The 23,991-nt window shown below is 73.3% G+C and carries 19 protein-coding genes and 1 tRNA gene; 10 read left to right on the plus strand and 10 right to left on the minus strand.

Translation table 11 applies throughout. The features are described from left to right. Nucleotides 1-26: 26 nt before the first annotated feature. Together FHR36_RS30850 and FHR36_RS30855 are read right to left on the minus strand one after the other, a co-directional pair. Nucleotides 27-1,595, minus strand: coding sequence for a sensor histidine kinase (locus FHR36_RS30850; protein ID WP_253802518.1), 1,569 nt, complete (start codon nucleotides 1,593-1,595; stop codon nucleotides 27-29). Further along, complete coding sequence (locus FHR36_RS30855; protein WP_253802520.1) at nucleotides 1,588-2,265, minus strand: response regulator transcription factor; 678 nt, start codon at nucleotides 2,263-2,265, stop codon at nucleotides 1,588-1,590. The genes FHR36_RS30850 and FHR36_RS30855 overlap by 8 nt, the downstream gene beginning before the upstream one ends. 121 nt (nucleotides 2,266-2,386) lie before the next feature. On the opposite strand from FHR36_RS30855, the gene FHR36_RS30860 reads away from it, so the two are divergent. Beyond that, nucleotides 2,387-3,046, plus strand: a complete 660-nt coding sequence (locus FHR36_RS30860; RefSeq protein ID WP_253802522.1) for a hypothetical protein — start codon at nucleotides 2,387-2,389, stop codon at nucleotides 3,044-3,046. Nucleotides 3,047-3,160: 114 nt separating this feature from the next. Here FHR36_RS30860 and FHR36_RS30865 read toward each other — a convergent pair whose 3' ends face one another. The 3 genes from FHR36_RS30865 to FHR36_RS40115 all read right to left on the minus strand — a co-directional run bounded on the left by FHR36_RS30865 (nucleotide 3,161) and on the right by FHR36_RS40115 (nucleotide 6,643). Further along, nucleotides 3,161-3,640, minus strand: a complete 480-nt coding sequence (locus FHR36_RS30865) for a DUF4396 domain-containing protein (RefSeq protein WP_253802524.1) — start codon at nucleotides 3,638-3,640, stop codon at nucleotides 3,161-3,163. A gap of 115 nt (nucleotides 3,641-3,755) precedes the next feature. After that, the gene (locus FHR36_RS30870; RefSeq protein ID WP_253802525.1) at nucleotides 3,756-5,417 is read right to left on the minus strand and encodes a long-chain fatty acid--CoA ligase; all 1,662 of its coding nucleotides are present in this window, start codon (nucleotides 5,415-5,417) and stop codon (nucleotides 3,756-3,758) included. A gap of 170 nt (nucleotides 5,418-5,587) precedes the next feature. Beyond that, nucleotides 5,588-6,643: a DUF1906 domain-containing protein gene (locus FHR36_RS40115; protein ID WP_253802528.1), complete on the minus strand. Its 1,056-nt coding sequence runs from the start codon at nucleotides 6,641-6,643 to the stop codon at nucleotides 5,588-5,590. A gap of 129 nt (nucleotides 6,644-6,772) precedes the next feature. Here FHR36_RS40115 and FHR36_RS30880 point away from each other — a divergent pair, with 129 nt between their 5' ends. Beyond that, on the plus strand, nucleotides 6,773-7,726 hold the full coding sequence (locus FHR36_RS30880) for an EamA family transporter (protein ID WP_253802530.1): 954 nt from the start codon (nucleotides 6,773-6,775) through the stop codon (nucleotides 7,724-7,726). Nucleotides 7,727-8,364: 638 nt separating this feature from the next. Here FHR36_RS30880 and FHR36_RS30885 read toward each other — a convergent pair. Further along, nucleotides 8,365-9,729, minus strand: a complete 1,365-nt coding sequence (locus FHR36_RS30885; protein ID WP_253802532.1) for an FAD-binding oxidoreductase — start codon at nucleotides 9,727-9,729, stop codon at nucleotides 8,365-8,367. Nucleotides 9,730-10,222: 493 nt separating this feature from the next. On the opposite strand from FHR36_RS30885, the gene FHR36_RS30890 reads away from it, so the two are divergent. Next, a complete protein-coding gene (locus tag FHR36_RS30890; protein WP_253802534.1) occupies nucleotides 10,223-11,113 on the plus strand; it encodes an RNA polymerase sigma factor in 891 nt (296 codons plus the stop codon). Continuing rightward, nucleotides 11,110-12,003: an SsgA family sporulation/cell division regulator gene (locus FHR36_RS40120; protein WP_253802536.1), complete on the plus strand. Its 894-nt coding sequence runs from the start codon at nucleotides 11,110-11,112 to the stop codon at nucleotides 12,001-12,003. Before FHR36_RS30890 ends, FHR36_RS40120 begins: the two co-directional genes overlap by 4 nt. A gap of 136 nt (nucleotides 12,004-12,139) precedes the next feature. On the opposite strand, the gene FHR36_RS30900 is transcribed toward FHR36_RS40120, so the two are convergent. Together FHR36_RS30900 and FHR36_RS30905 are read right to left on the minus strand one after the other, a co-directional pair. After that, nucleotides 12,140-12,228, minus strand: a tRNA-Ser gene (locus FHR36_RS30900). Nucleotides 12,229-12,311: 83 nt separating this feature from the next. Beyond that, complete coding sequence (locus FHR36_RS30905; protein WP_253802537.1) at nucleotides 12,312-13,964, minus strand: S1C family serine protease; 1,653 nt, start codon at nucleotides 13,962-13,964, stop codon at nucleotides 12,312-12,314. 409 nt (nucleotides 13,965-14,373) lie between these two features. Between FHR36_RS30905 and FHR36_RS30910 the strand changes: the two genes are divergently transcribed. The 4 genes from FHR36_RS30910 (at nucleotide 14,374) to FHR36_RS30925 (ending at nucleotide 18,512) form a co-directional block, all read left to right on the plus strand. Continuing rightward, complete coding sequence (locus tag FHR36_RS30910) at nucleotides 14,374-15,705, plus strand: purine-cytosine permease family protein (RefSeq protein WP_253802539.1); 1,332 nt, start codon at nucleotides 14,374-14,376, stop codon at nucleotides 15,703-15,705. Nucleotides 15,706-15,784: 79 nt separating this feature from the next. Further along, the gene (locus tag FHR36_RS30915; RefSeq protein ID WP_253802541.1) at nucleotides 15,785-16,609 is read left to right on the plus strand and encodes a glycerophosphodiester phosphodiesterase; all 825 of its coding nucleotides are present in this window, start codon (nucleotides 15,785-15,787) and stop codon (nucleotides 16,607-16,609) included. Between the two features lie 357 nt (nucleotides 16,610-16,966). Next, entirely contained in the window at nucleotides 16,967-17,458 is a 492-nt protein-coding gene (locus FHR36_RS30920) for an ATP-binding protein (protein ID WP_253803218.1), read from the plus strand. Between the two features lie 73 nt (nucleotides 17,459-17,531). Then, nucleotides 17,532-18,512 carry a DUF5926 family protein gene (locus FHR36_RS30925; RefSeq protein WP_253802543.1) on the plus strand — a complete coding sequence of 327 codons (981 nt, stop codon included), beginning with the start codon at nucleotides 17,532-17,534 and terminating at the stop codon, nucleotides 18,510-18,512. A 164-nt stretch (nucleotides 18,513-18,676) separates the two neighbouring features. On the opposite strand, the gene FHR36_RS30930 is transcribed toward FHR36_RS30925, so the two are convergent. After that, nucleotides 18,677-19,348: a bifunctional DNA primase/polymerase gene (locus FHR36_RS30930; RefSeq protein ID WP_253802545.1), complete on the minus strand. Its 672-nt coding sequence runs from the start codon at nucleotides 19,346-19,348 to the stop codon at nucleotides 18,677-18,679. Between the two features lie 405 nt (nucleotides 19,349-19,753). Here FHR36_RS30930 and FHR36_RS30935 point away from each other — a divergent pair, with 405 nt between their 5' ends. Together FHR36_RS30935 and FHR36_RS30940 are read left to right on the plus strand one after the other, a co-directional pair. Beyond that, nucleotides 19,754-21,103 carry a PP2C family protein-serine/threonine phosphatase gene (locus FHR36_RS30935; protein WP_253802547.1) on the plus strand — a complete coding sequence of 450 codons (1,350 nt, stop codon included), beginning with the start codon at nucleotides 19,754-19,756 and terminating at the stop codon, nucleotides 21,101-21,103. Between the two features lie 138 nt (nucleotides 21,104-21,241). After that, nucleotides 21,242-22,735 carry an aminopeptidase P family protein gene (locus tag FHR36_RS30940; protein ID WP_253802548.1) on the plus strand — a complete coding sequence of 498 codons (1,494 nt, stop codon included), beginning with the start codon at nucleotides 21,242-21,244 and terminating at the stop codon, nucleotides 22,733-22,735. A gap of 65 nt (nucleotides 22,736-22,800) precedes the next feature. On the opposite strand, the gene FHR36_RS30945 is transcribed toward FHR36_RS30940, so the two are convergent. Further along, complete coding sequence (locus tag FHR36_RS30945; RefSeq protein WP_253802549.1) at nucleotides 22,801-23,856, minus strand: TolB family protein; 1,056 nt, start codon at nucleotides 23,854-23,856, stop codon at nucleotides 22,801-22,803. Nucleotides 23,857-23,991 lie beyond the last annotated feature (135 nt).

A 23,991-nucleotide genomic window follows, 5' to 3' on the forward strand; every position in this document is an offset into this window, starting at 1 on the left:
AGGCCCGGCCCGGGCGTCGCTGACGGTCAGTCGGCGAGCGGGAGACGGGCCACCAACCGGGCGCCGCGGGCGGCCGGCTCGGCGGTGAGGGTGCCGCCGTGGTGCGCAGCGAGGTCACGGGCGATGGCCAGGCCCAGTCCGGCGCCGCCGAGTTCGCGGCTGCGCGCGTCGTCGAGGCGGGTGAACCGTTCGAAGACCCGCTCGCGGTCGTCGGCGGGGATGCCCGGGCCGTCGTCGCGCACCTCCAACACCGCGGTCCGGCCGACCTGCTCCAGCCGGACCTCGACCTGCCGGTCGGCGTAGCGCTGGGCGTTGTCGAGCAGGTTGGTGAGCAGCCGGGTGAGCCGGTTGCGGTTGCCGCGGACGGTGGTGCCGGGTGCGAGGTCGGTGGTGACGGGGATGCGTTCGGGGCCGCGGGCGGCCAGCGTCCCGGTGACCAGGGCGGCCAGGTCGAGCGGCTCGGTGGCGACCGGGTCGGCGGCGTCCAGGCGGGCGAGCAGCAGCAGGTCGGCGGCCAGGTCCTGGAGGCGGACGGTGTCCTGGAGGGCGTCGCGGACCAGTTCGGGCCAGTCGGCGGCGGCCGGGTGGGCGAGGGCGACCTCCAATTGGGTGCGCAGCACGGTGATCGGGCTGCGCAGTTCGTGCGAGGCGTCGGCGATGAAGCGGCGCTGGCGGGTGCCGGCGTCCTCCAGCCGGTCGAGGGTGGTGTTGACGGTGAGGGCGAGCCGGGCGACCTCGTCGTCGGTGCGCGGGACGGGGACCCGGCGGTGCAGGTCCTGGCCGGTGATCTCGGCGAACTCGGCGCGGATCGCCTCGACCGGGCGCAGCGCCCGTCCGGTGACCCGCCAGGTGACGAGGGCGACGGTGAGCAGCATCAGCGGTACGCCGACGGCCAGGGCGGCGGCGGTGACATCGAAGGCGGCGTCGATGTCGCGCATCGAGGTGCCGGCGTAGACGGTGAAGCGGCCGCCGGGGCCGTCCGTGGTGGTCTGCACGACCCGCTGGCGGTACGGGCCGAACGGAAGGATCCGGGCGCCGGGACCGACCACCTGGGCGCCGCTCGGGGCCGCTGCGCCGGGCGGGAGGGGGACGTCGGGCGGCGCCGGACGGTGGAACGGCCCGCCGCCGGGCGGGCGGCCGACCAGGCCCTGGTTGAAGGTCACCACCTGGCCGTTGGCGTTCACCACGGTGACGAAGTCGGCGCCGTGGATCGGCAGGACCGTGGGCAGGGTGCCGTCGGCCGCCATCCTGGCGACGGACAGGGCCTGTTGGCTGGCGTCGTCGTCGGCCCGGCGGAGCAGGTAGGAGTGGACCATCGCCATCAGGGCGACCGAGGCGAGGCCGAGGGCGAGCGCGACCACGGCGGTGGCCGCGACGGTGGCGCGGGCCCGGACCGAGCGGGGGACGAGGCGTGGTGCCAGGTGCGCCAGCCGGGTCCGCAGCGGGCGCGGGACCAGCCGGGCGAGGCGGCCGACGGCCCGGCGGAGCAGCTTGGCGAGCGGGTGGAGCAGCTTGGCGAGCCGGTGGAAAGGTCGGGCCGCCAGGGTGCGCAGTCGGCGGGCGAAGGTGCGTGTGCGGACGTCGGGCTCAGCCACCGTCCACCGCCAGCCGGTAGCCGACGCCGCGGACGGTACCGACCGCGCTGCGCCCGAACGGTGCGTCGATCTTGCGGCGCAGCGCGCTGATGTGGACCTCGACGATGTTGGGGTCGCCGTCGAAGGCGGCGTCCCAGACGCTCTCCAGGATCTCCCGCTTGGAGACCACCCCGCCGCCGGCCCGGGCCAGGCACTCCAGGACGGCGAACTCGCGGGCGGTGAGCCGGATCTCGACTGCGCCGCGGACACAGGTGCGGCGGGCCGGGTCGATGGCGAGGTCGCCGAAGGCGAGGGTCTGCGGCAGTCGGCGGCCGGTGCGCCGGACCAGGGCGCGCAGCCGGGCCACCAGCACCACGTACGAGAAGGGCTTGGAGAGGAAGTCGTCGGCGCCGGTGTCGAGCGCCTCGGCCTCGTCGTACTCGCCGTCCTTGGCGGTCAGCATGAGGATCGGGGTCTCGTCGCCGGCGGCCCGCAGCCGGGCGCAGACCCGGTAGCCGTTGAGGCCGGGCAGCATGATGTCGAGCACGATGACGTCGTAGTCGTGCTCGGTGGCGAGCCAGAAGCCCTCCTCGCCGTCGTGGGCGAGGTCGACCGCGAACCCCTCGGCCCGCAGCCCGCGTTGCAGGGCGGCGGCGAGCCGCCGTTCGTCCTCCACCACCAGTACGCGCATGGGGTACAGGGTGACAGCCGGGTGGCCGGGTGGCCCCAGCGGTCTTCAGGTTGGCTTCAGGCGAGTGGCGCCATGCTGGCCTCCGGCCGGGCAGGGGTCCCGGCACGCATAGGAGTCTGCGATGTCTGAGCCGATCCCGCCGGTGCCGTCCGAGCCCGGTACCGAGGAGACCGCCGCGCTGCCGCCCGTGGCGGCGAAGTCCTCGTTCCGTCAGCGCTACGTCCACCTGCCGCGGCGGCGCCGGACCCGGTGGCTGGTGGCCGGGGCCGGTGTGGTGGCGGCGGGCGTGGTGGTGGCCGGCGCCGCGGCGGCGGTGGTGCACCACCACGACGAGCGGGTGCAGGGCGTCGCCCGGGCCGAGGGTCCGTTCGGGAAGCCGATGGGCGGCAAGTTCGGGCACGGCGGGGCGCCGGGGGACGACGGCGGCGCGGTGCGGGTCAAGCGGGGGCCTGGCGGCCGGGTGACCGCCGAGGGTGCGCCCGTGCCGCCCGGGGCTCCGGGTGCTCCCGGGACGCTGTCGCGACCGGGGGGCCAGTTCCGGACGGGGCCCGGCGCGCTCGCCCCGGCCGCGCTGCCGGCGGTGCCGGCCGACCAGGCGGCGGTCAAGGCCGCGGCGGCCGTGCCGGGCGGGCGGGTGGCCGGGGTGACCGTGGTCGGCCGTGAGGGCGGCGGCAGCTCCTGGGCGGTGGTGGTGCTCGGTACCGACGGGGTACGGCACCTGGTGACGGTGGACGGCACGGACGGGTCGATCACCGGCAACACCGTCGAGGACGGCCGCTGAGTGCGGCGGGAGGGCCTGCCACGGAGGGGTCCCGTGGCAGGCCTCCCGCATGCTCGTACCGGGGCTGCTCGGTGGTGAACGCTCTGGGGCGCCGCGTCGGTGGCAGGCGCCGCGTCAGTGGTGGGCGTGGACCACGGCGTGGCCCTTGCCGCGGCCGATCAGCGCCCGGTTGACCGGCACGGTGACCAGGAAGGCCAGGGCCAGCGAGCCGGCCAGTGAGGTCCAGAACAGCAGGTCCCCGAGGCCCGCGTCCATCGCGCCCGGGACGGCGACCATGACGGTGTTGTCGATCAGCTCCATCACGATGATCGACACGGTGTCGGCGGCCAGGGCCACCCGTACCGCCTGACCGACGGTCAGGCCGGCCCGCAGGACGCCGCGCATGGTGAGGGCGTAGCCGAAGACGAAGGCGAGCAGCACCGACAGGACGATGGTCGCGCCGTTGTGCAGGCCGAACGCGGTGCCGAGGACCAGGCCGAGGATCTCGCCGATGGCGCAGCCGGTGAGGCAGTGCAGAGTGGCCAGGGCGGCGGTGCGCCAGCCCGACCCCCCGCCGGCGTGGTGACCCTCGTGCGCGTGACCGTGGTGTTCCATGGCGACCCCTCCTCGTCAGGCTGCGTACACATCCTCCAACGAGATACCCCATGGGGGTATTCCGCAGCCTGACGGGAAAGTTTCGCGCGGCGCCGCTACTCCTTGCTGCTCCTTGCTACTCCTTGCCGAGCAGGGTGACCTCGAGCCGCTCGGCGGCGTAGTCGGCGCGGATCACCTTCTTGTCGAACTTGCCCACCGAGGTCTTCGGCACCGCCTCGACGATCGCCCAGCGCTCCGGCAGCTGCCAGGAGGCGACCCGCTCGGCGAGGAACGCGCGCAGCTCGCGCAGCCCGGCGGTGGCGCCCGGGCGCAGGACGACGGTGGCCAGCGGGCGCTCGCCCCACTTCTCGTCCGGCACGGCCACGACGGCCGCCTCGGCCACCTCCGGGTGGGCCATCAGCTGGTTCTCCAGCTCCACCGAGGAGATCCACTCGCCGCCGGACTTGATCACGTCCTTGGCGCGGTCGGTGAGGGTGAGGAAGCCGTCCGCGGTGATGGTGCCGACGTCGCCGGTGCGCAGCCAGCCGTCCTCGCTGAACTTGTCCGCCGGACGCTCCGGGTCCCGGCCCGCGCCGGCGAAGTACGCACCGGCGATCCACGGTCCGCGCACCTCCAGTTCGCCGGCCGAGACGCCGTCGTGCGGCATCCGCTCACCGGACGGGCCGGTGAGCCGGGCCTCGACGGAGGCCGGGAAGCGGCCCTGGGTGACCCGGTACGGCCACTCCTGCTCCGCCGTCAGGCCGGCCGGCGGGGTGGCGAAGGTGCCGAGCGGCGAGGTCTCGGTCATGCCCCAGGCGTGCACCACCCGGATGCCGTGCCGCTCCTCGAAGCCCTTCATCAGGGCGGGCGGACAGGCCGAGCCGCCGATCACCACCATCCGCAGCGAGGTGGCGTCGTGGCCGCCGGCGTCCAGCTCGTCCAGCAGGCCGTTCCAGATGGTGGGGACGGCGGCGCTGACCGTCGGCCGGATCCGGTCGATCATCTCGGCGAGCGGCTTCGGCTGCAGGAAGCGGTCCGGCATCAGCAGGTTGGCGCCGGACATGAAGGCGGCGTGGGGGATCCCCCAGGCGTTCACGTGGAACATCGGGACCACCGGCAGCACGGTGTCCTGGCCGGTCAGGCCGAAGCTGTCGGCGGCGTTGACCTGCATGCAGTGCAGGTAGACCGAGCGGTGGCTGTAGACCACGCCCTTGGGGTCGCCGGTGGTGCCGGAGGTGTAGCAGATCGCGGCGGCGGCCCGCTCGTCGAGGTCGTCCCGCCACGGGAAGTCGGTGGGGCGGTCGGCGATCAGCGCCTCGTACTCGTGCACCCCGCCCGCGAAGCCGGCCAGCAGCGCCGGGTCGTACGGTCCGCTGACCACGAGGTGTTCGAGGGTGTCGGCCAGTTGCGGCAGCACGGCGGCCAGCAGCGGCAGCACGCTGCCGTCGACCACGATCACCCGGTCGGCGGCGTGGTTGACGATGTACGCCAACTGCTGGGCCGGCAGCCGCAGGTTGAGCGTGTGCAGCACCGCGCCCATCGACGGGACGGCGAGGTACGCCTCCTGGTGCTCGGTGTTGTTCCACATCAGGGTGGCCACCACGTCGCCCTCGCGGATGCCGAGTTCGTCGCGCAGGGCGTGGGCGAGCTGCGCGGAGCGGGCGGCGACCTCGGCGAAGGTGCGGACGACCGGGCCGTCCTCGGTCCAGGTGGTCACGGTGGACGTGCCGTGCACGGTGGCCCCGTGGCGCAGAATCCGGGTGACGGTGAGCGGGACGTCCTGCATCGTGCTGAACACGCGGGTCCTCCTTGACCGGGCGGGGACGGTTGGCTACCCGCAGGTAGGCAACGGTTCGCCCGATTCTTCCGCCGGGGCGGGGCCGCTGTCAGCAATCGCGACCCAGATGAGACCCGGCTCATTCGCCGCCGGGCCGAGGGCTGCAGACCGCGGGTCGACGAGGCGGCGGGTCAGCGGGCGACCACCGCGTCCAGCTGGTCCCGGTCGATGGTGAGTGCGGCGCCGCCGTAGCTCTCCTGGACGTTGCCGTGGTGCTGGTGGATCCGCTGGTGGAGGGCCCACAGGTCGCCGCCCAGCGCCCCGGCGCCGTCGGTGGTGGTGGGCCGGTCGTCCCAGCGGGCGTACCAGACCGCGTCCGGCAGCGGCGAGCTGCCCGCCCGGGCGGCGGCCGCGAGGTCGGCGATGCCCGCGTCCGTGGAGGAGTAGAAGCCCGCGTAGTAGCCGGCCTTGTGCAGGGCCTGGGTCCAGCCCTGGGCGAAGTCGACCACCGCCTGGCTGCACGCCCGGTCGCCCCGCGGGTACGCCTCGATGTCCAGGTAGACCGGGCTGCCGGTGCGCAGCCCGAGCGACTTCAGCGCGCGGACCGCCGTCGCCGCCTCGTCCCGGCCCTGCTGCGTGGCCCGCGCCGGGTCGATGTGGTGCGGCTTGCGCGCCAGCCTGCTGCACGGCGCCTGGAGGCCGACGTGGGTCGGGATCAGCTTCCAGCCCATCGCCTGCGCCTGGCGGACCCAGTCGGCGGTCAGCCGGGACTGGTCGCAGGCGCGCTGCGCACCGCTGATGTAGATGCCCACGGCCCCGTACGGGGACGTGCCGCGCCAGGCCTTCAGGGTGTCGAGCGCGGGGGCGGAGCAGGCGTCGAAGCCGGCGCCGGCGAAGAGCTGGCGGGGCAGCTGCTCGCGCCGCTCGGTCCAGCCCGGGTCGGCGAGCACCCGGCGGGCGAGCTTGACCGGCTGGGGCGGGACGGCCTGGGGCGGGACCGCGGCGGGCGGGGCGGCGTGGGCCACCTCGGCGGCGGCCAGTTCGACGGGCGGGATGGAGCCCGGGACGGCACCCGGGACGGCACCCGGGTCGCCGGCGGGGCGGCCGCCGAGGGTCGCGACGGCGGCGGCGCGGGCGGGATCGGGGGCCGCGTCGAGCGCGCTGCCGAGGTCCGCCACGCTGCCGTCGGTGGCGAGGAGCAGGACGAGGGAGGCGGCCGTCAGGGCCGCCGGGCCGAGGAAGCGCACCCTCCAGAGCTACTGACCGTTCATCAGATCGGACGCGGGACACGCGGAACACGTGATTCCGGTCACCCTCCCGGCCGCAGGTGGTAACCGGCTTTGACCTGTTGCACTCCTTACGTCAGACTCGTCTCCATGTCCGGCACCACCACCGCATCCCCCGTGACCACCATCCCCACCACGACCGTCCGCGCCGCCGCCCGTCCGGTGGTGGACGTCCGCCGCCGCGCCCGCGGCGTGCCGGCCCCGGTGCTGTGCGTGGTGTCGATGGTGGCGGTGCAGCTGGGCATCGCCGCGTCCAAGCCGCTGTTCGGCGTGCTCGGGGTGGCCGGGGCGACCTTCCTGCGGCTGTTCTTCGCCGCCGCCGTCCTGCTGGCCGTCACCCGGCCCCGGCTGCGCGGCCGCAGCCGCCGCGACCTCGGCCTGGCCGGACTGCTCGGCGTGGCCTCCGCCGGCATGACCGCCCTGTTCGCCGGAGCCGTCGACCGGCTGCCGATGGGCACCGCGGCCACCATCGAGTTCCTCGGCCCGCTCGCCGTCGCGCTGATCTTCGCCCGCCGCGCCGGCCACGTCCTGTGGGCCCTGCTGGCCGGCTGCGGCGTCGCCCTGCTCACCCTGTTCGGCACGGACGGCCCGAACGGCGCCGGCCTCGACCCGGTCGGCCTCGCGTACGCCTTCGGCGCGGCCGCCTGCTACGCCGGGTACATCCTGTTCACCGACAAGGTCGGCGCGGTCTTCAAGGGCTTCGAGGGCCTCGCGGTCTCCTTCACCATCGCGACCGTCGCCCTCGCCCCGTTCGGCGCGGCCGAGGCCTGGCACGGACTCGCCACCGCCGACACCCCCTGGCTGCTGCTGCTCGCCGTCGCCGGCGTGGCCCTGCTCTTCCCCGTGCTGCCGTACGCCCTGGAGATGACCGCGCTCCGGCGGATGGAGCAGCGGGTGTTCAGCGTGATCGTCAGCCTCGACCCGGCGGTCAGCGCCACCGTCGGCCTGGTGGTGCTCGGCCAGCTGCTGGGACTGCCGCAGGTGCTGGGCATCGGGTGCGTGGTGCTGGCCAGCGTCGGCGCGACACTGACCTCGCGGCGCTGACCGCTGCCGCTCTCGATTCTCGATGCGACGTCGCGCGCGGAAGGGCGCGGGGAGCCCGACTCCCCGCGCCCTTCCTCCTCGTACCGCCCCGGATGCGGTGACCCTTTCCACTCCTGAGGGCGGCGACACAGCGCCTGGCACCTGGCTCCCGTGCGCCTAGGAGCCGGCCTCCGACAGGCCGGACGGGCGACTGGTGCGGAAGCACGTCATGAGATTCCTCCGTGGGGGTTGGGGGTTGGAAGTCTCGACTGCGCGGCGCCGGGATTCGTGGCCAGACGAACCCTGCGGACCGCGATGCCGGGACACAGGCTTCCGCAACAAATCGACAAAGCACCAGCACCGGAGCACCATTTCGCCCGTAAGCGTGATGTCGCGGCGCCTGCGCATAATCCGCCGCGTTTCGATCCGCCGACCGACACACCGCATCCCACCTGCACGTTTCCCCCGGACGGCGGCGCACGTCGACCACCCGCCCCCACCCGAGGACCGCACGGACGGAGCAGTCCGCACCCGACCCGACACCACCCCGGGCGCACGCCGACCACCTGCACGCCCCCCTCAGGGTCGAATCAGCCAACCCTGTCGACAATTCCAGCCGAATTTCGACCATCATCAAATGACGGTCGGAAGGTGTGACGTCAGAAGGTCTTACCCGGGTTGAGAATTCCCAGCGGATCGAAGACCGCCTTGATCTGCCGCTGCAGCTCCAGCCCCACCGGCCCCAGCTCCCGGGCCAGCCACTCCCGCTTCAGCAGGCCGACCCCGTGCTCCCCGGTCACCGTCCCGCCCAGCTCCAGGCCGAGCGCCATGATCTCGTCGAACGACTCCCGGGCCCGCCCCGTCTCGTCCGGATCACGCGAATCGAAGATCACCACCGGGTGGGTGTTGCCGTCCCCCGCGTGCGAGACCACCCCGATGGTCAGCCGCTGCCGCTCCGCGATCTCCGCCACCCCGTTCAACATGTCCGCCAGCCGCGAACGCGGCACCGCCACGTCGTCGATCATCGTGGTGCCCATCCGCTCCATCGCCGGCAGCGACAGCCGCCGTGCCTGGAGCAGCAGGTCGGACTCGGCCTGGTCCTCGGCCGGCACCACCTCGGTCGCCCCCGCCCCGGCGCACACCTCGGCCACCTCGGCCAGCCGCTCCCGCCGGTCCGGCCCGTCGAACGCCACCAGCAGCAGCGCCCTGGTCGACTCCGGCAGCCCCATCTGCGCCATCGCGTTGACCGCCCGCACGGTCGTCGCGTCCATCAGCTCCATCAGCGAGGGCGTGCAACCGCGCGCCATCACCTCGCACACCGCCGCCCCCGCCGCGTCCACACTGCCGAACTCCGCCGCCAGCACCAGCTGCGGCTCCGGCGCGGGCCGCAGCGCCACCACCGCCTCGACCACCACGCCGAGCGTCCCCTCCGACCCCACCAACAGCCGGGTCAGGTCGTACCCGGCCACCCCCTTCGCCGTCCGCCGCCCGGTCCGCAGCAGCCGGCCGTCCGCCAGCACCACCTCGAGACCGAGCACGTACTCGCTGGTCACTCCGTACTTCACGCAGCACAGCCCGCCGGCGCCGGTGCCGATGTTGCCGCCGATCGTGCAGGACTCCCAGCTGGACGGGTCCGGCGGGTACACCAGCCCGTGCTTCGCCGCCGCCCGGGACAGCTCCGCGTTCACCACACCCGGCTGCACCACGGCGATCCGGTCCACCGGATCCACCGCCACGATCCGGTTCATCCGCACCATCGACAGCACCACGCAGCCGTCCACCGCGTTCGCCCCGCCGGACAAACCGGTCCGCGCCCCCTGCGGCACCACCGGCACCCGCAGCTCGGTCGCGGTCCGCAGCACGTGCTGCACCTGCGCCACCGTCTCCGGGAACACCACCACCGCCGGCTCCCCCGCCTCGCAGAAGCCCGCCATGTCATGCGCGTACGCCGCCATCACATCCGGATCCACCGCCACGGCACCCTCCGGCAACCCCCGCCGCAGCCGCTCCACCAGTCCACCCACACCGGCCTCCACTCCCGCGCACCTGTCCGCTTGGCACTCTCCTCCCACCCCACCTCCCGGGCAACCAGGTGTGCCCACCTCCTGCTCAGGTGAAGTCGCGCGAGTCGTCGGCGGGGGCACCGGTCCTGCAAGCGCGGAGCAGCGCTCGGATCGCGTGCACCAGGGGAATGCAGGCGACGACCAGCCTCGTCGCGGCAGCGGGAAGACGCTCCGCAGCGCAGATGACAGCGATGAGAGTCCCCACGGCACTGATGACAACCGCCGACAAGTCCATGACCGAATTCCCTTTCGAACATCTCCGGGCGGAGCCCGCCTCCGGAGTTCCACTCATCGCTCCCGACGAACGCTCGACTCGGACATAGGGGGGACCGGCGCACTTCGTCACGCGTCTCGGGCGATGGTGGGAATTCCCAACTGATGCGTGACACCTCCGCGAGGCGACCCCTTAGGTCCCGGATGACCTGCCGTCAGGCCGACCTGCCAGAGGAGATGCATGCGCGACGACCAGCCCGGGGTGCCTCCGCCGCCGTCGGTGTCGCGGAGTCACGAGACGACCTTCGACACGGACGGCGACGCGGCACGCGAGCCGCACCACTTGTTCCACCTCCGCCTCACACCCGACACCGACCGGCTCAGCCACGCGCAGCGCTCGGCCGAGGCCACGGACCGGGAGCGCGGCGAGAGCGATCGCGCGCTGTACGACCGGCTCAGCGCTGCCGGGTTCAAGGGCATGGCGTGGGACCTGTTCGCGGACGCCCTCGCCGCCTACGCCCTGCCGATCATCATGAACTGGCTCTACACGGGCGAGATCTTCAGCCGGTGCGCCGCGAAAGGCCGCCCGGTGAAATCCCGCGTTCCTGGCGATCTCGCGGCCCTGCGGGGGGATCGCGACGAGCGTGAGGAACTCGCCTGCGAGGCGGTCGCCCGCGGGCTGCGGACCTTCCGCGAGTACGCGCTGATCAAGGGCAAGTGGAATCCCGAGGGCGGAGCATCACTCAAGACGTTCTTCGTCGGTGCGGTGCTCATGGAGTTCGGTGGAGTCTTCGAAAGGTGGGCGGGAGAGCGGTCCAGGCGGCCGCCGATCGCAGCCGGTGGCCACGAAGATCTCGCCGACCTGCGCACCCCGGAGCCCGAACAGCCCGAAGTGAAGGCGGCCAGCCGGGACTTCATCGACCGAGCCCTGGCCGACATCGAGGATGCGACGACCCGGACCGCCGCCTTCCTCGTCATTCACGACTACAGCAACAAGGAAATCGGAGAGCACCTGAACATGTCGGCCGGTGCGGTTGCCATGAGGCTCTCGCGGCTGCGCCGACAGCGTGCCACGGGCCCGGCGGCGGCCTCGGACGACGCCGACGGGACCATCCGAAGGGAGGGGAAGTGAACGTGCCGAAGATCAATCTCGACGTCGTGGAACGCGCGATCTCCCGGCTCGAGGACATGCGAACGCACTCCAGCTCTTCCGAGCTGACGGAGACCCTCACCGAACTGCGCCGCGTTCGTCGGGTGCTCCGCATCGATCCGGCGGAGGAACCCCTGGTCAGCTCGACCGCGCTCGAACTCTTCGGCCTCCTCGCCGATATCGAGGACAGCTCGCTCGGTACGGCCGGCGCACAGGCACTGCGCGCGCGTACCGGCGCCCGGGCGCGGGGGCGCCTCGCCCGTCATCACGCACTGCTCGCGGCTGCCGGCAAGAGCGGCGGCGACGGAAGCGTCCGGGCGCGGGGAGGACCATCCCGACACCAGTGGGACACCGATCGCGAGTCCGGGCTCAGCACCGTCCGAGGCGAGGTGATCATGCGGCTGGAGGCCGGAGACCGCACCTACCCGGTCCCCGCGTCGCTGACGTACCGCTCCGACGACCCGTTCGCCGTCCATGTGAGCATGCACGTCGGGGCAGGCGAGACGGTCGACTGGGTGTTCGGCCGAGGGCTGCTGTTCGCCGGCCTCCGCAAGGCCGCAGGATGCGGGGACGTCAGGATCTGGCCCGGGTTCGACGCCCCACCGCTGACGAGCGACGAGGGCGGCGTGATCGACTTCGTCCCCGACCCGGCACCGCGGGAGCGTCGTCGAGCGCCCCACATCTTCATCCTCCTCAGCTCGCCCGAAGGTGACGCACTACTGCGGACCGAGCGCAGCGCGCTCCGGGCGTTCCTCCGGAAGACCCAGGCGGAGATCCCGTTCGGTGCGGAGCTCACCGGACCACGGGGCAGCTCGGCCGATGACTTCGCGGAGCAACTGAACCAGCGCCGCAACCCACGGAGCCCGTCATGACCTGACGGTCGGCCAGCCCGCCGGTTCTGGCTCGACATCCGCCAGGGCAGGGCGCCAATGTCCCAGGGGCCGACAGAGCGAAGGGCGGGTACCGACTGGTGCCGGTACCCGCCCTGAGCTGGCGGTTCATCCGCTGTGGCGGAGGGTGTGGGATTTGAACCCACGGTGGCGCGAGGCCACGACAGTTTTCAAGACTGTTCCCTTAGGCCGCTCGGGCAACCCTCCTGAAGGAGGCCAGCCTAACGGGTTCCGGGGGGTTCGGTGCACACCGTTTCGGTGCACGCCGTTCCGGTCGGTGACCGGGTGGGTCAGCTGTCGCCCTTGCGCTCGCCGAGGGTGACGGTGGTCTTGGCGGCCTTGCCGTCGCGGGTGTACTCGACGTCGACCTTCTCGCCGGGCTTGTGGGTCCAGATCTCGCTGACCAGGGTCGGGCCGCTGTCGATGGAGATGCCGCCGAGCTTGGTGATGACGTCGCCGGCCTTGAGGCCGGCCTGGTCGGCGGGGCCGCCGGGGGTGACGGGCGGGGTGCCCTTGACGGCGGCGGTCTGGATCTGGGCGCCGTCGCCCTTGTAGTCGTCGTTGCGCAGCACGCCGAGGATCGCGTAGACGGGGGTGCCGTCCTTGATCAGGGTCTGGGCGACCCACTTGGCCTGGTTGATCGGGATGGCGAAGCCGAGGCCGATGGAGCCGGCCCGGCCGTTGCCGCTGCTGTTGGACTGGATCGCCGAGTTGATGCCGATGACCTCGCCCGAGCCGTTGAGCAGCGGGCCGCCGGAGTTGCCGGGGTTGATGGAGGCGTCGGTCTGCAGGGCGTTCATGTAGGAGGCGACGGCGCTGGTCTCGTCGCCGGAGGCGACGGGGCGGTCCTTGGCGCTGATGATGCCGGTGGTGACGGTGCCTTCGAGGCCGTACGGGGCGCCGATGGCGATGGTGGCGTCGCCGATGGCGACCTTGTCGGAGTCGCCGAGGGGCAGCGGGTTGAGCTTGTCCTTGGGCGGGTTGTCGAGCTTGATGACGGCGACGTCGTAGCCCTGGGCGCGGCCGATCACCGAGGCGTTGTAGGAGGAGCCGTCGGAGAACTTGACGGTGAGCTTGCCGCCGTCGGCGGCGGGGGCGACCACGTGGTTGTTGGTGAGGATGTGGCCCTCGGTGTCGAAGACGAAGCCGGTGCCGGTGCCGGACTCGCTGGAGCCCTGGGCCTTGATGGTGACGGTGCTGGGCAGTGCCTTGGCGGCGATGCCGGCGACCGAGCCGGGGGCGCGCTCGACGTTCTTCTGGTTGTCGCCGACGGTGACGGTGGTGCTGTTGTGGCTGGAGCCGCTGGTGGAGCCGCTGTCGCTGCCGGAGACGCCGGCGCCGATCGCGCCGCCGACCAGGCCGGCGATCAGGGCGACGGCGGCGACCAGGGCGATCAGTCCGCCGCGCTTGCGGCCGGGCTGGGGGGCGGACGCACCGGGGGTGCCCCACTCGGTCGGGCCGCCGGGGCCACCGGGCGCTCCACCGGACGGGTTGCCCCAGCCGCCGAGGGGGTGGCCGGCGCCGAACGGGTGGTGCGGCTGCCCGGCGGCGTCCTGGCCGTGGGCGGCGGGCTCACCGCCGGGGACGACCGGCGGCGCGGCGAACGGGTTCTCGGGGGCGGGAGGCGAGGAGGCGGCCGGAGCCGCGTACGGCGAGCCCGCAGGGGCCGCGTACGGGTCGGCGACAGGGGCCGCCGCGTACGGGTCGGCGACGGGGGCCGCGGGCGCGGCCGGGGCGGCCGGCGCGGGGGCCTCGGGAGTCTCGGGGCTGCTCACCTTGCCGAGCGCAAGCGTGGGTGCGGGCTCGACGACCGGCGGCGGCGCGTCGATGTACGTCGGCGCGGTGCCCGGCGCGGCGTCGGGAGCCGGAGCAACCGCCTCTGCACCGGCGGAGGGCTTGGCTTCCTCCGGCCCGGTGGAACCACTCGCGTGCTCGCTGCTCACGGACGACCTCCATAGCTGACAGGACCTTGGGCCATAGTTTTTCTCATGCCGGATTCGGATGCCGTAAGCCGCCTCCTGAAGAAATCATGAGAAGGCTTAGGCGCTCCTGACGAGTCCGTCCCGCGGTCCCGCGATGCGGACGGCTCACCCCCCTGGCCTTGGCGTTCGCCCCGCCTGCCGTTAGCCTGTCGCTCCTGTAAACCGAAGAATCGCGGGAGCTTGGGCCAGCCAGGCTGAGAGTGCGCCGGTTCGACCGTATGCCATGGCGGTGTCGCCGTGGCGGTCGAGGGGGCGCTGACCGCCGGAACCTGTCCGGGTAATGCCGGCGTAGGGAGTATCGGCCATGACGGCTGTTTCGCCTGCACCAATTTCCGAGGACGCGCGGTCGTCGCGCGTCGAGGCCCCGCTGGTGCTGGACACGGCACCGCCCCGCACGCTCGACTTCCGGGCGCTGTTCGCGCTGTGGGCCAACCTCGGGGTCAGTCTGATCGGCTTCACCAGCGCCGCGACGGTGCTGGGCCAGCCGGGCAAGGAGCTGGGCTTCACGGCCGCCGTGACGGCGATCGTGGCCGGTACCGCGATCGGTACCGCGATGCTGGGTGTCGCGGCCCTGATCGGCGCGCGGACGGGTGCGCCGGCGATGGCGGTGCTGCGCGGCCTGTTCGGCACCCGGCTGTCGTACCTGCCGACGGTGCTGAACATCCTGCAGTGCATCGGCTGGGGCGTGTACGAGCTGACGGTGATCGCCTGGGGTGCGCAGACGGTGGCGGGCACCGAGGGGTGGCGCTGGCTGTTCGTGGTGGCGGCGGGTGCGCTGACCACGGCGCTGACCATCTGGCCGCTGGGCGCGATCGCGGTGCTGCGCAAGTACGTGGCGGTGGCGGTCGGCGTGGCGATGGTGTACTTCACCGTCCAGCTGGGCCGTCAGGGCTTCCCGGACCCGGGTGCGGGAAACTGGGACGGCTTCCTGCAGGCGACCGACGCGATCATCGCGGTGTCGATCTCGTTCGTCCCGCTGGCCGCGGACTACACCCGGCACGCGCGCAGCTCCTCGGCGTCGTTCTGGGGCACCTTCTCGGGGTACACGGTCGCCCAGGTGTGGTGCTACGTGCTGGGCCTGATCGCGCTGCTGCAGTCGGGCGGCGACGCCGACAAGATCTTCTCCTCGTTCACCGGGGTGGCGGCGGGCTGGGCGTTCCTGCTGGTGCTGGTGCTGCGGGAGACCGACCAGTCGTTCGCGAACGTGTACTCGACCGCGATGTCGGTGCACAACCTGCTGCCGCGGGTGGACCGCCGGGTGCTGACCGGCGGGATCGGCGTGGTGGTGACGCTGCTGGCGCTGCGGATCCAGGAGTTCACGGCCTCGTACTACGCCTTCCTCGGGCTGATCGGCTCGGTGTTCGTGCCGCTGTTCGCGGTGCTGGCGGTGGACTACTTCTTCGGCGCCGGCCGCCGCGGCTGGAACCTGGCGCAGGATGCGCCGGCCCGCTGGTCGATGCTGCTGCCGTGGGTGCTGGGCTTCGCGACGTACCAGTTCCTGGCGCCGACGGCGGTCGCGGACTGGTGGACGGAGTTCTGGACGAAGGCGCAGGAGGCGGTGCACTTCACGCCGCAGGCGTGGACCTCGGCGTCGCTGTTCTCCTTCCTGGTGGCGGCCGCGGTCACCGCGGCGGTGGCGGCGGTGACGTCCGGTTCCTCCGGCGGCACCAAGGCCACCACCACCCCCGCCGACCGGCACTGACGCGCCCCGGTGCGCTGTTCACCGCAGGTTCCCCGTGCCGGTGTCACTCCGTCACGGGGCCCCGCGTAGGGTGGCTGACGTGGACACCCAGCCCCTCCCCGCCGCCGCTGGTCAGCCGCCGCTGGACCGGTCGGCAGTGAAGGTCATCGCGCACCGCGGCTCCTCGGCCGCCCTTCCCGAGCACACCGCCGAGGCGTACCGCCGGGCGATCGAGGAGGGCGCGGACGGCCTCGAGTGCGACGTCCGGCTGACCGCGGACGGGCAGCTGGTGTGCGTGCACGACCGCACGGTGCGGCGGACCTCGGACGGACGCGGCACGGTGTCGGCGATGACCCTGGCGCAGCTGTCCGAGCTGGACTTCGGTTCGTGGAAGTCGCCCGAGGACCCGCGGCCGGCCTCGGTCCTCACGCTGGCGCAGTTGCTGGAGCTGGTGGCGGACGCCGGGCGGCGGGTGGAGCTGGCGATCGAGACCAAGCACCCGACCCGGTACGCGGGCCGCACCGAGGCGGAGCTGCTGCGGCTGCTGGACCGCTACGGGCTGCTGCCGAAGGAGGGGTCGGAGGATCCGGCCGGTTCCCCGGTGCGGATCATGAGTTTCTCGGAGCTGTCGCTGCACCGGGTGCGGCGGGCGGCGCCGGGGCTGCCGACGGTGTACCTGCTGGAGCGCCGGCTGCCGGTGCTGGGTCGGACCAGGGCGCTGCCGGGCGGGGCCCGGATCGCCGGTCCGGGCATCGAGTTGGTGCGGCGCGATCCGGGTCTGGTGGCGGCGCTGCGGCGGGCCGGGCACCGGGTGCACGTGTGGACGGTGGACGAGCCGGCCGACGTCGAACTCTGCCTGGAGCTGGGCGTGGAGGCGCTGATCACCAACCGTCCGGCGCAGGTGCTGGCGCAGCTCGGCCGGTGATCCCGGCACGCCCGGGCGGACGGTCCCGGCACGCCTCGGCCGGACGATCCCGGCACGCCCGGGCGGACGGTCCCGGCACGCCTCGGCCGGACGATCCCGGCACGCCCCCGACGGGCCGGCCGGAATGTCGGTCGTGCGCGGGCGTGAAGTGGGGGCGCGCGTCGGGTCGCGAAGCGCGAAATCGGTATTTCGCCTGGGTTTCACGACGGACCGTGAGGTGTTCATCACCTTTTGCTGACCGAGCGTTGCGATGGCGCGGAATGGCCGTGCGCGATCGTCGAACGTCCGTTTCCGGTGCATTCCCAGGGGGCATCCATCCCTCGGCAGGAGCCTGAAGGAGGTCCGGGGGTGGCGTTGATGGTGGCGCGAGCTGTGCCAATCGAGGCCGGGCCGACGTCATCGGCCATGGCCGTTCCGCACGGTGCGGCCAGTGTCGGCGTGGCGCGGCGCAGGCTGCGGAGCGAGCTCGGCGATCACGCGATACCGGATGCGGTGATTGACGACGCGGTACTGATCCTCTCCGAACTGCTCAGCAATTCCTGTCGGTACGCGCGACCGCTGGCGCTGCGCCCCGATCAGTCGGATTCGGACGACACCGGTGCCGTTCTGGTCCGTTGGCGGATGCTTGCGGACGGTCCGCTGGTGCTGGAGGTGACGGACGGCGGGGCGACCACCAGACCCGTCCCGGCCAGCCCGTCGGTGACGGCGCACGGCGGCCGGGGGTTGAGCATCGTGAGCCGGCTGGCCAGGGACTGGGGGGTGCGCCACGCACCCGGTCAGGTGACGGTGTGGGCCGAGCTCTCCCCGTTCGGGCAGGTCGCCGCAGGCCCCGAGGCGCGCAGCGCCTGAGCGCAGACGCCGTGGGGCGCCGCTGGAAGTAGGCTGCCGGGAGCAACGTCGCCGTCCCCGGGAGAGCCGCACCATGGCCAAGAAGGCCGCCAAGAAGCAGTCCGGTCAGTCCACCGCCGTCGTCGAGGGCGAGGTCCCGGTCGTCGGTGCGCGCGAGGCGTGCCCGTGCGGCTCCGGCCGCCGGTACAAGGCCTGCCACGGCCGCCAGGCCGCCCACGCGGTGCAGGAGTTGGTGCACCGCCCGTTCGAGGGTCTGCCCGGCGAGGCGGACTGGGTGGCGCTGCGCGAGCTGGTGCCGGCCGCGACCGTTCCGCTGACGCTGGCCGCCGGGGTGGCGGAGGGCGCGGTGGGCGAGGTCCCGTCGGTGACGCTGGCGACCGTGCTGCCGCTGGCCTGGCCGGCGCTGCGCCGCCCGGACGGTTCGATCATGCTGGGCCTGCAGACCCAGTCCTCCTCGGGCGACCTGAGCCGTGACCTGGCGGAGGCGCTGGAGCTGGCGCTGGCCACCGAGCCGGGCAGCCCGGTGCCGGCCCGCCGGACCGCCCCGGGCGGCCGCCGCCTGCAGGAACTGCTGGACACCTCGGCCCCGTTCACGCCCGCCGTGCACACCGGTTTCGAATTCTGGCTGGAGGACGCGGAGTCGGCGACCGGCGACGTGGCCGCCTCGCTGGAGCGCGCCAACGCCTCGGCGATCCCGACCGAGAAGCTGGCCGGGGTGGACTCGGCGTACTGGTGCGGCACTCCGGACAAGAACCACCTGCGCTGGGTGATGACCGTGCCGGAGGAGCAGCTGCTGGACGCGCTCGCCCGGCTGTCCGCCGCGGGGCTGTCCTCGCTGGGCGAGGACACCAGGCTGGTCGGGTCCTTCCGCGCGCACGGCCTGACCGTGCCGGTGTGGGACCTGCCGCTGGAGATGACCGCCGAGGAGTGCGAGAAGCCGGCCGTCGAGTTCGCCGCGCGCCTGGCCGAGACCCTCGCCGACCCGCGTCCGCTGACCGCGGACGAGCGCCGCGCCCGCGCCAACCTGGTGAGCCGTCAGATCACCCTGAACTGACGGAAACTGAGCCGGAGGTGATGTGCATCACATTTCGGCCGAATCACGAAGAATCCCAAGACCCGCGCGGCGTGGACAAATTGGCGCGGACGCGGATCTTTGTTACTGTTTGAATAGTCCGACCGCTGGTGCATCCCCCGTCGCCAGCGGTCGGATCTTTTTTCTCAGCCGTGCGGCAGGGCCACGGCGCTGGCCGTGATCAACCCGCCCAGCAGCGTGCCGACCTGGGGAAGCCACGGTTCACCGGCCAGTGGACGGCGCACCCAGTGCACCTGACCCGCACCGGTCCGCGACGGCGGCAGCACCAGGTAGCCGCCCGGACCGTGGTAGCGCAGCGCTCCCGGCACCCAGGGCCGGTCGGCCAGCATCCCGCCCAACTCGTCGAGCGTGTACGGGGCGGTGAGCAGCACGTACCGCTCGGTGGTGGCCAGCACCGGGCCGTGCGGGACGCCGGTCTCGGCCAGGTGGCTCAGCAGCCAGGGGCCGGCCGGCCGCGGCAGGCTCACCGCGCACACCACGCGGCCGGTGGCCAGCAGCACGGGCGCGCCCGGCGCCCGCTCCTCCCACCACCAGCGGACCATCCGGGGATCGGCGGTGGCCGCCTCCAGCGGCGGGTCCTGCGGGTGTTCGCCGGGGGCCGGGCAGAGCGGGTCGGCGCAGGCGCAGGGGCCGTTCTCGCCGCGCACCGCGCGGGCGCCGGGGACCACGGGCCAGCCCCGGCCCACCGCCGCGTCCAGCGCGGCCGCCAGGGCGGCGATCCGGGCCCGGCGCCGGGGCGTGGGCCACCACAGGCGGGCGGTCGACCGGGAGGTGGTGCCTGGGTGCGTACGACGCATGGAGGCTCGTTCCTTTCCGCGACCGGAGTGAGCGAGGGAGGGGGCCGCCGCACGTTCGGGCCCTGGAACGAGAATCCCTCATACGTCCGGATGGACGCGCCCCCGCGGCCCCTGGTTCCACCGTACGAGTGAGGGAAACCCGGCGGGGGAGGGCAGTCGGCGGGCGAAGCCTACGATCCCGGAATCGACTTGATCTCCCGTCAGCGTTCCGGGTGGTCCCGGCGCCCCCGCCGGCGGCCCGGCGCCCGGGCCGAGAGGCCTGTACGGATCCTGTCCCGATTCTGGACATGCCCCGATCGGCCTGTGTACAAGTGGTGGATTCCTGCCGAGTAGTGAGTGAGGAAGCCGTTTAGGTCGGTCTCGGGGGTCCTGCGTGGCATGTTCAGGATTGTGGGGAGTTGCGACATGACCGACGTCCAGCCGCTGCTGTCGGAGACGGTGCTGCCCTGCCTCGGCGAGGAGCCCTCCGCCGACCTGCAGGACCGTTTGGCCGGATGGCTGTCCGATTTCACCAGTCTGCAGGAGCACACCGAGCTGCTGGCCCGCGCCCACGGCCTGGACGAGACCCTGGACGCGGTGCTGGACTCCGGCGCGGCCCTGCTCGGCGCCCGCCGCGGGGTGATCGTCACGTTCCGGCCCGGCCCGGCCCGCACCCTCGGCCGGCCGGTCGGCCTCGGCCTGGACCGGTCGATGCTCGGCGCTCTGGAGACCGTCCCGGCCGAGCACGGCCCGTTCGCCGGGCTGCTCAGCCACCCCGCCGAGAACGGCCGGCTGCTGATCGACGACCTGGCCGGTGACCCGTCGGTCGGCCCGCGCTTCCGCGAGGTGGCCGGGCAGCTCGGCCTCGGCGCCTGCTACGCGCTGCCGCTGGCCACCGACCGGGACGGGGCGCTGGCCGCCGCCGCCTGGTTCTACGACGAGCCCGGCCGGCCCGACGAGCGGCGCCAGAACCTGGCACGCCGGTTCTGCGAGTTCGCCGCCCCGCTGCTGGCCCGGCAGCTGGAGGCGGACACCGCGGTGCGCTCCACCGAGGCGCTGCGCCGCGGCCTGCTGCCGGACCACCTGCCCGCCGTGGACGGCCTGCGGCTCGCCGCCCGCTGCCGCCCGGCCGCGCTCGAGCGCTCGGCCGGCAGCGACTGGTACGACGCGGTCGCGCTGCCCGACGGCACCCTCGGTGTGACCGTGGGCAGCGTGCTCGGCGACGGCCCGGGCGCCCACCCGGGCTCCGCGCCGGGCGCGGCCGCCGCGATGGGGCGGGTGCGGGCGGCGCTGCGCGCGTACGCGGTGCTGGAGGGCGAGGACCCGGTCTCCGTCCTCGGCGACCTGGAGCTGCTGCTGAAGACCACCGAGCCGACCCGCTCGGCGACGGCGGTCTACGCCTGCGTGAGCCCCGAGGACCGGCAGGTCTCGCTGGCCGGGGCCGGGCACTGCCCGCCGGTGCTGGTCAACCGGTACGGCGCCGACTTCGTGGAGACCTCGCTGTCCGCCCCGCTGGGCATGCTCAGCTGCTGGGAGGCGCCCGGGGTGGACTTCACCGCCGAGCCGGGCGACGTCCTGGTGCTCTACACCGAGGGCCTGGCCCGCTGCCTGGGGCCGACCCTGCACGCCGGCCAGGCGGCGCTGCGCCGGGCCGCCGCGGACGCGCCCCGGGACGTGCGGCTCGACCCCGGCGCGCTCTGCGACCACCTGCTCGCCCAGGTGGGCGACGGGCCGCGCCGCGACGACCTGGTCCTGCTGGCGGTCCGGTTCGGCTGAGCACCGGCCTTCGGGCGTACTTTCGGGAGCACCCCCCCGGTACCGAACGGCTGTTTTGTACCATGGGCGGCACGGCTGCCCATGCCCCTCGCGATCCGAGGTGCTCGTGGCGGCACCACGCGCAAGGAGGCGACGTACGTGACCGAGGACCGTACCCCCGCGGTGTCCGAGAACCCCGAGGGAGCAACCGCGGAGGACGAGGAGCAGCCGATCAAGAGCCGTAAGAACGGGCTCTACGGCGAGGTCTCCGACGAGCTCGCGGCGTCGATGAAGTCCGGCTGGGCCGACACCGAGCTGCACGGCCTGCAGCCGATCCCGCAGGCGGCCTTCGCCGCCGAGCGCCGCGCGAAGCTGTCGGCGGCCTTCCCGGGCGAGCGCCTGGTGATCCCGGCCGGCAACCTTCGGGTGCGGGCCAACGACACCGACTACAGCTTCCGCGCCGCCAGCGAGTACGTGCACCTGTGCGGCGACCAGAGCGAGGACGCGGTGCTGGTCGCCGAGCCGTCCGGCGCCGAGGGCCACACCTTCGCGCTGTACCTGCGCCCGCGCTCCGACCGGGAGAACGGCGAGTTCTGGCTGGACGGCTACGGCGAGCTGTGGGTCGGCCGCCGCCACAGCCTGACCGAGGCCGCCGAGCTGTACGGCCTGCCCACCCGCGACGTGCGCCAGGCCGCCGAGGAGCTGGCCGCCGCCACCGCCTTGACCCGGATCGTGCGTGGCTACGACGCCGCGCTGGAGTCCGCCCTCGCCGGTCAGCTGGACGAGGAGAAGGACGACGAGCTCAAGGTCTTCCTGTCCGGCCTGCGCCTGGTCAAGGACGCCTGGGAGGTCGAGGAGCTGCGCGCCGCCTGCGACGCCACCGTCAAGGGCTTCACCGACGTGGTGCGCGAGCTCGGCCAGGCGGTCGCCACCTCCGAGCGCTGGATCGAGGGCACGTTCTGGCGCCGCGCCCGGGTCGAGGGCAACGACGTCGGCTACGGCTCCATCGCCGCCGCCGGCCCGCACGCCACCACCCTGCACTGGGTCCGCAACGACGGCGACGTCCGCCCGGGCGAGCTGCTGCTGCTGGACGCCGGCGTGGAGACCCGCAACCTCTACACCGCGGACGTCACCCGCACCCTGCCGATCAACGGCCGCTTCTCCGAGCTGCAGCGCAAGATCTACGACGCGGTGTACGACGCGCAGGAGGCCGGCATCGCCGCGGTGAAGCCGGGCGGCCGCTTCCGCGACTTCCACGACGCCGCCCAGCGCGTGCTGGCCGAGCGCCTGCTCGCCTGGGGCCTGCTCGACCCGGCGGTGTACGACGTGGAGAAGGTGCTGGAGCTCGGCCTGCAGCGGCGCTGGACCCTGCACGGCACCGGCCACATGCTCGGCCTCGACGTGCACGACTGCGCGCACGCCCGCCGCGAGAACTACGTGGACGCGGTGCTGGAGCCCGGCATGGTGCTGACCGTCGAGCCCGGCCTGTACTTCCAGCAGGACGACCTGACCGTCCCGGAGGAGTACCGCGGCATCGGCGTCCGGATCGAGGACGACATCCTGGTCACCGCCGACGGCAACGAGAACCTCTCGGCCGGCCTGCCGCGCCGCTCCGACGAGGTCGAGTCCTGGATGGCCGGCCTGTCCGGCTGATGCCCGCCCGAATGCCCGAAGGCCGGACCCCCTTCTGCGGGGTCCGGCCTTCGGGCATTCGGCGGTCACTTCCCGGGGCGGAAGGCGGGCAGCCCGGTGTAGCCGGAGACCAGGGTCGGCGCGGCGGAGCCGTTGGCCGGGAGGGTGACGACGCCCTGCTCGGTGCGAGCCGCGATGGTCTTGCCGTCGGCGGAGTAGACCGGCTCGCTGTAGTCGGCGGTGGCGCCGGGGGTGAGGTCCTTCGCCGTCTTCTCGTTGGCGTGCTGCGCGAAGAGGTGGCTGTGGCCGTCCACCGAGCGGACGAAGACGACGTCGTTGCCGTCGGGCGACAGGGTCGGCTCCGAACCCTTGGCGAGCGAGTAGCCGGTCTGGCGGAGGTACTCGTCGCGGACGTAGACCTCACCGGTGTTGCGGTTGGCGTAGACCCCGCGGCCGACCTTGCCGCCGGTGTTCGGCCACTGGTTGCCGGTCTGCGGCAGCGGGGTGACGTTGTCGCCGGACTCGGTGCCCAACGACAGCGGCTTCGGGGTGCCGCCCGCGGCGGTGGCCGGTACGCCCATCAGGCGCAGCACGTTGCTCTGCTCGGCGGTGAAGAAGAGGTTGTTGCGGGCCTCGGGGGTGTTCTGGTCGGCGGCGGCGACCTGCCAGGCGGGGTGGGACCAGGTCTGGCCGCCGGGGTTCTTGGCGACGGTGAGCTGGCCGCTGCCGTCGGGTGCCGCGACCACCAGGTTGCCCGAGCCGTCGACGAACGCGGCCTTCTTGCCGTCCGGGGACCAGGCGAGGTCGTGCACGGGGGTACCGAAGTCGACGGTGGTGCCGTTCATGACCACGAACCGGGTGCCGTTGCTGATGGTCAGTCCGTTGTCGGCGGTGCCGTTGAGCAGGGTCGGCGACGCGCTCGGGGCGGCGGTCGGGGTCGCGGAGGCGGTGGCGGCCGGGCTCGCGGCGGAGGCCGTGGCGGTGTCGGCGGGCGCGGGCTGAGCCGCGGAGCCGTGCTTGGGGTCGGCGCAGGCGCTGAGGCCGACGGCGACCACCGCGGCCAGCGGGACGGCCAGCGCGAGCCGACGGGCGCGAGCGGCGGTGGTGCTCTTCGCGAAACGGTTGACAACGGACACGCGCATGGCGAACCCCCGAGGAACGGACGTAGGTGGATGGACGAGCGGCCCCGGCGGGTTCTTCGTCCCCGTTCTCCCTGGCTCTCATCTCCATGGACGTCCATCCCCCCAGGGGGTTGCAGGTGGTTTTGAAGAATTTCT

The organism is Kitasatospora cinereorecta (assembly GCF_024172095.1).
GTDB lineage: Bacteria > Actinomycetota > Actinomycetes > Streptomycetales > Streptomycetaceae > Kitasatospora > Kitasatospora cinereorecta.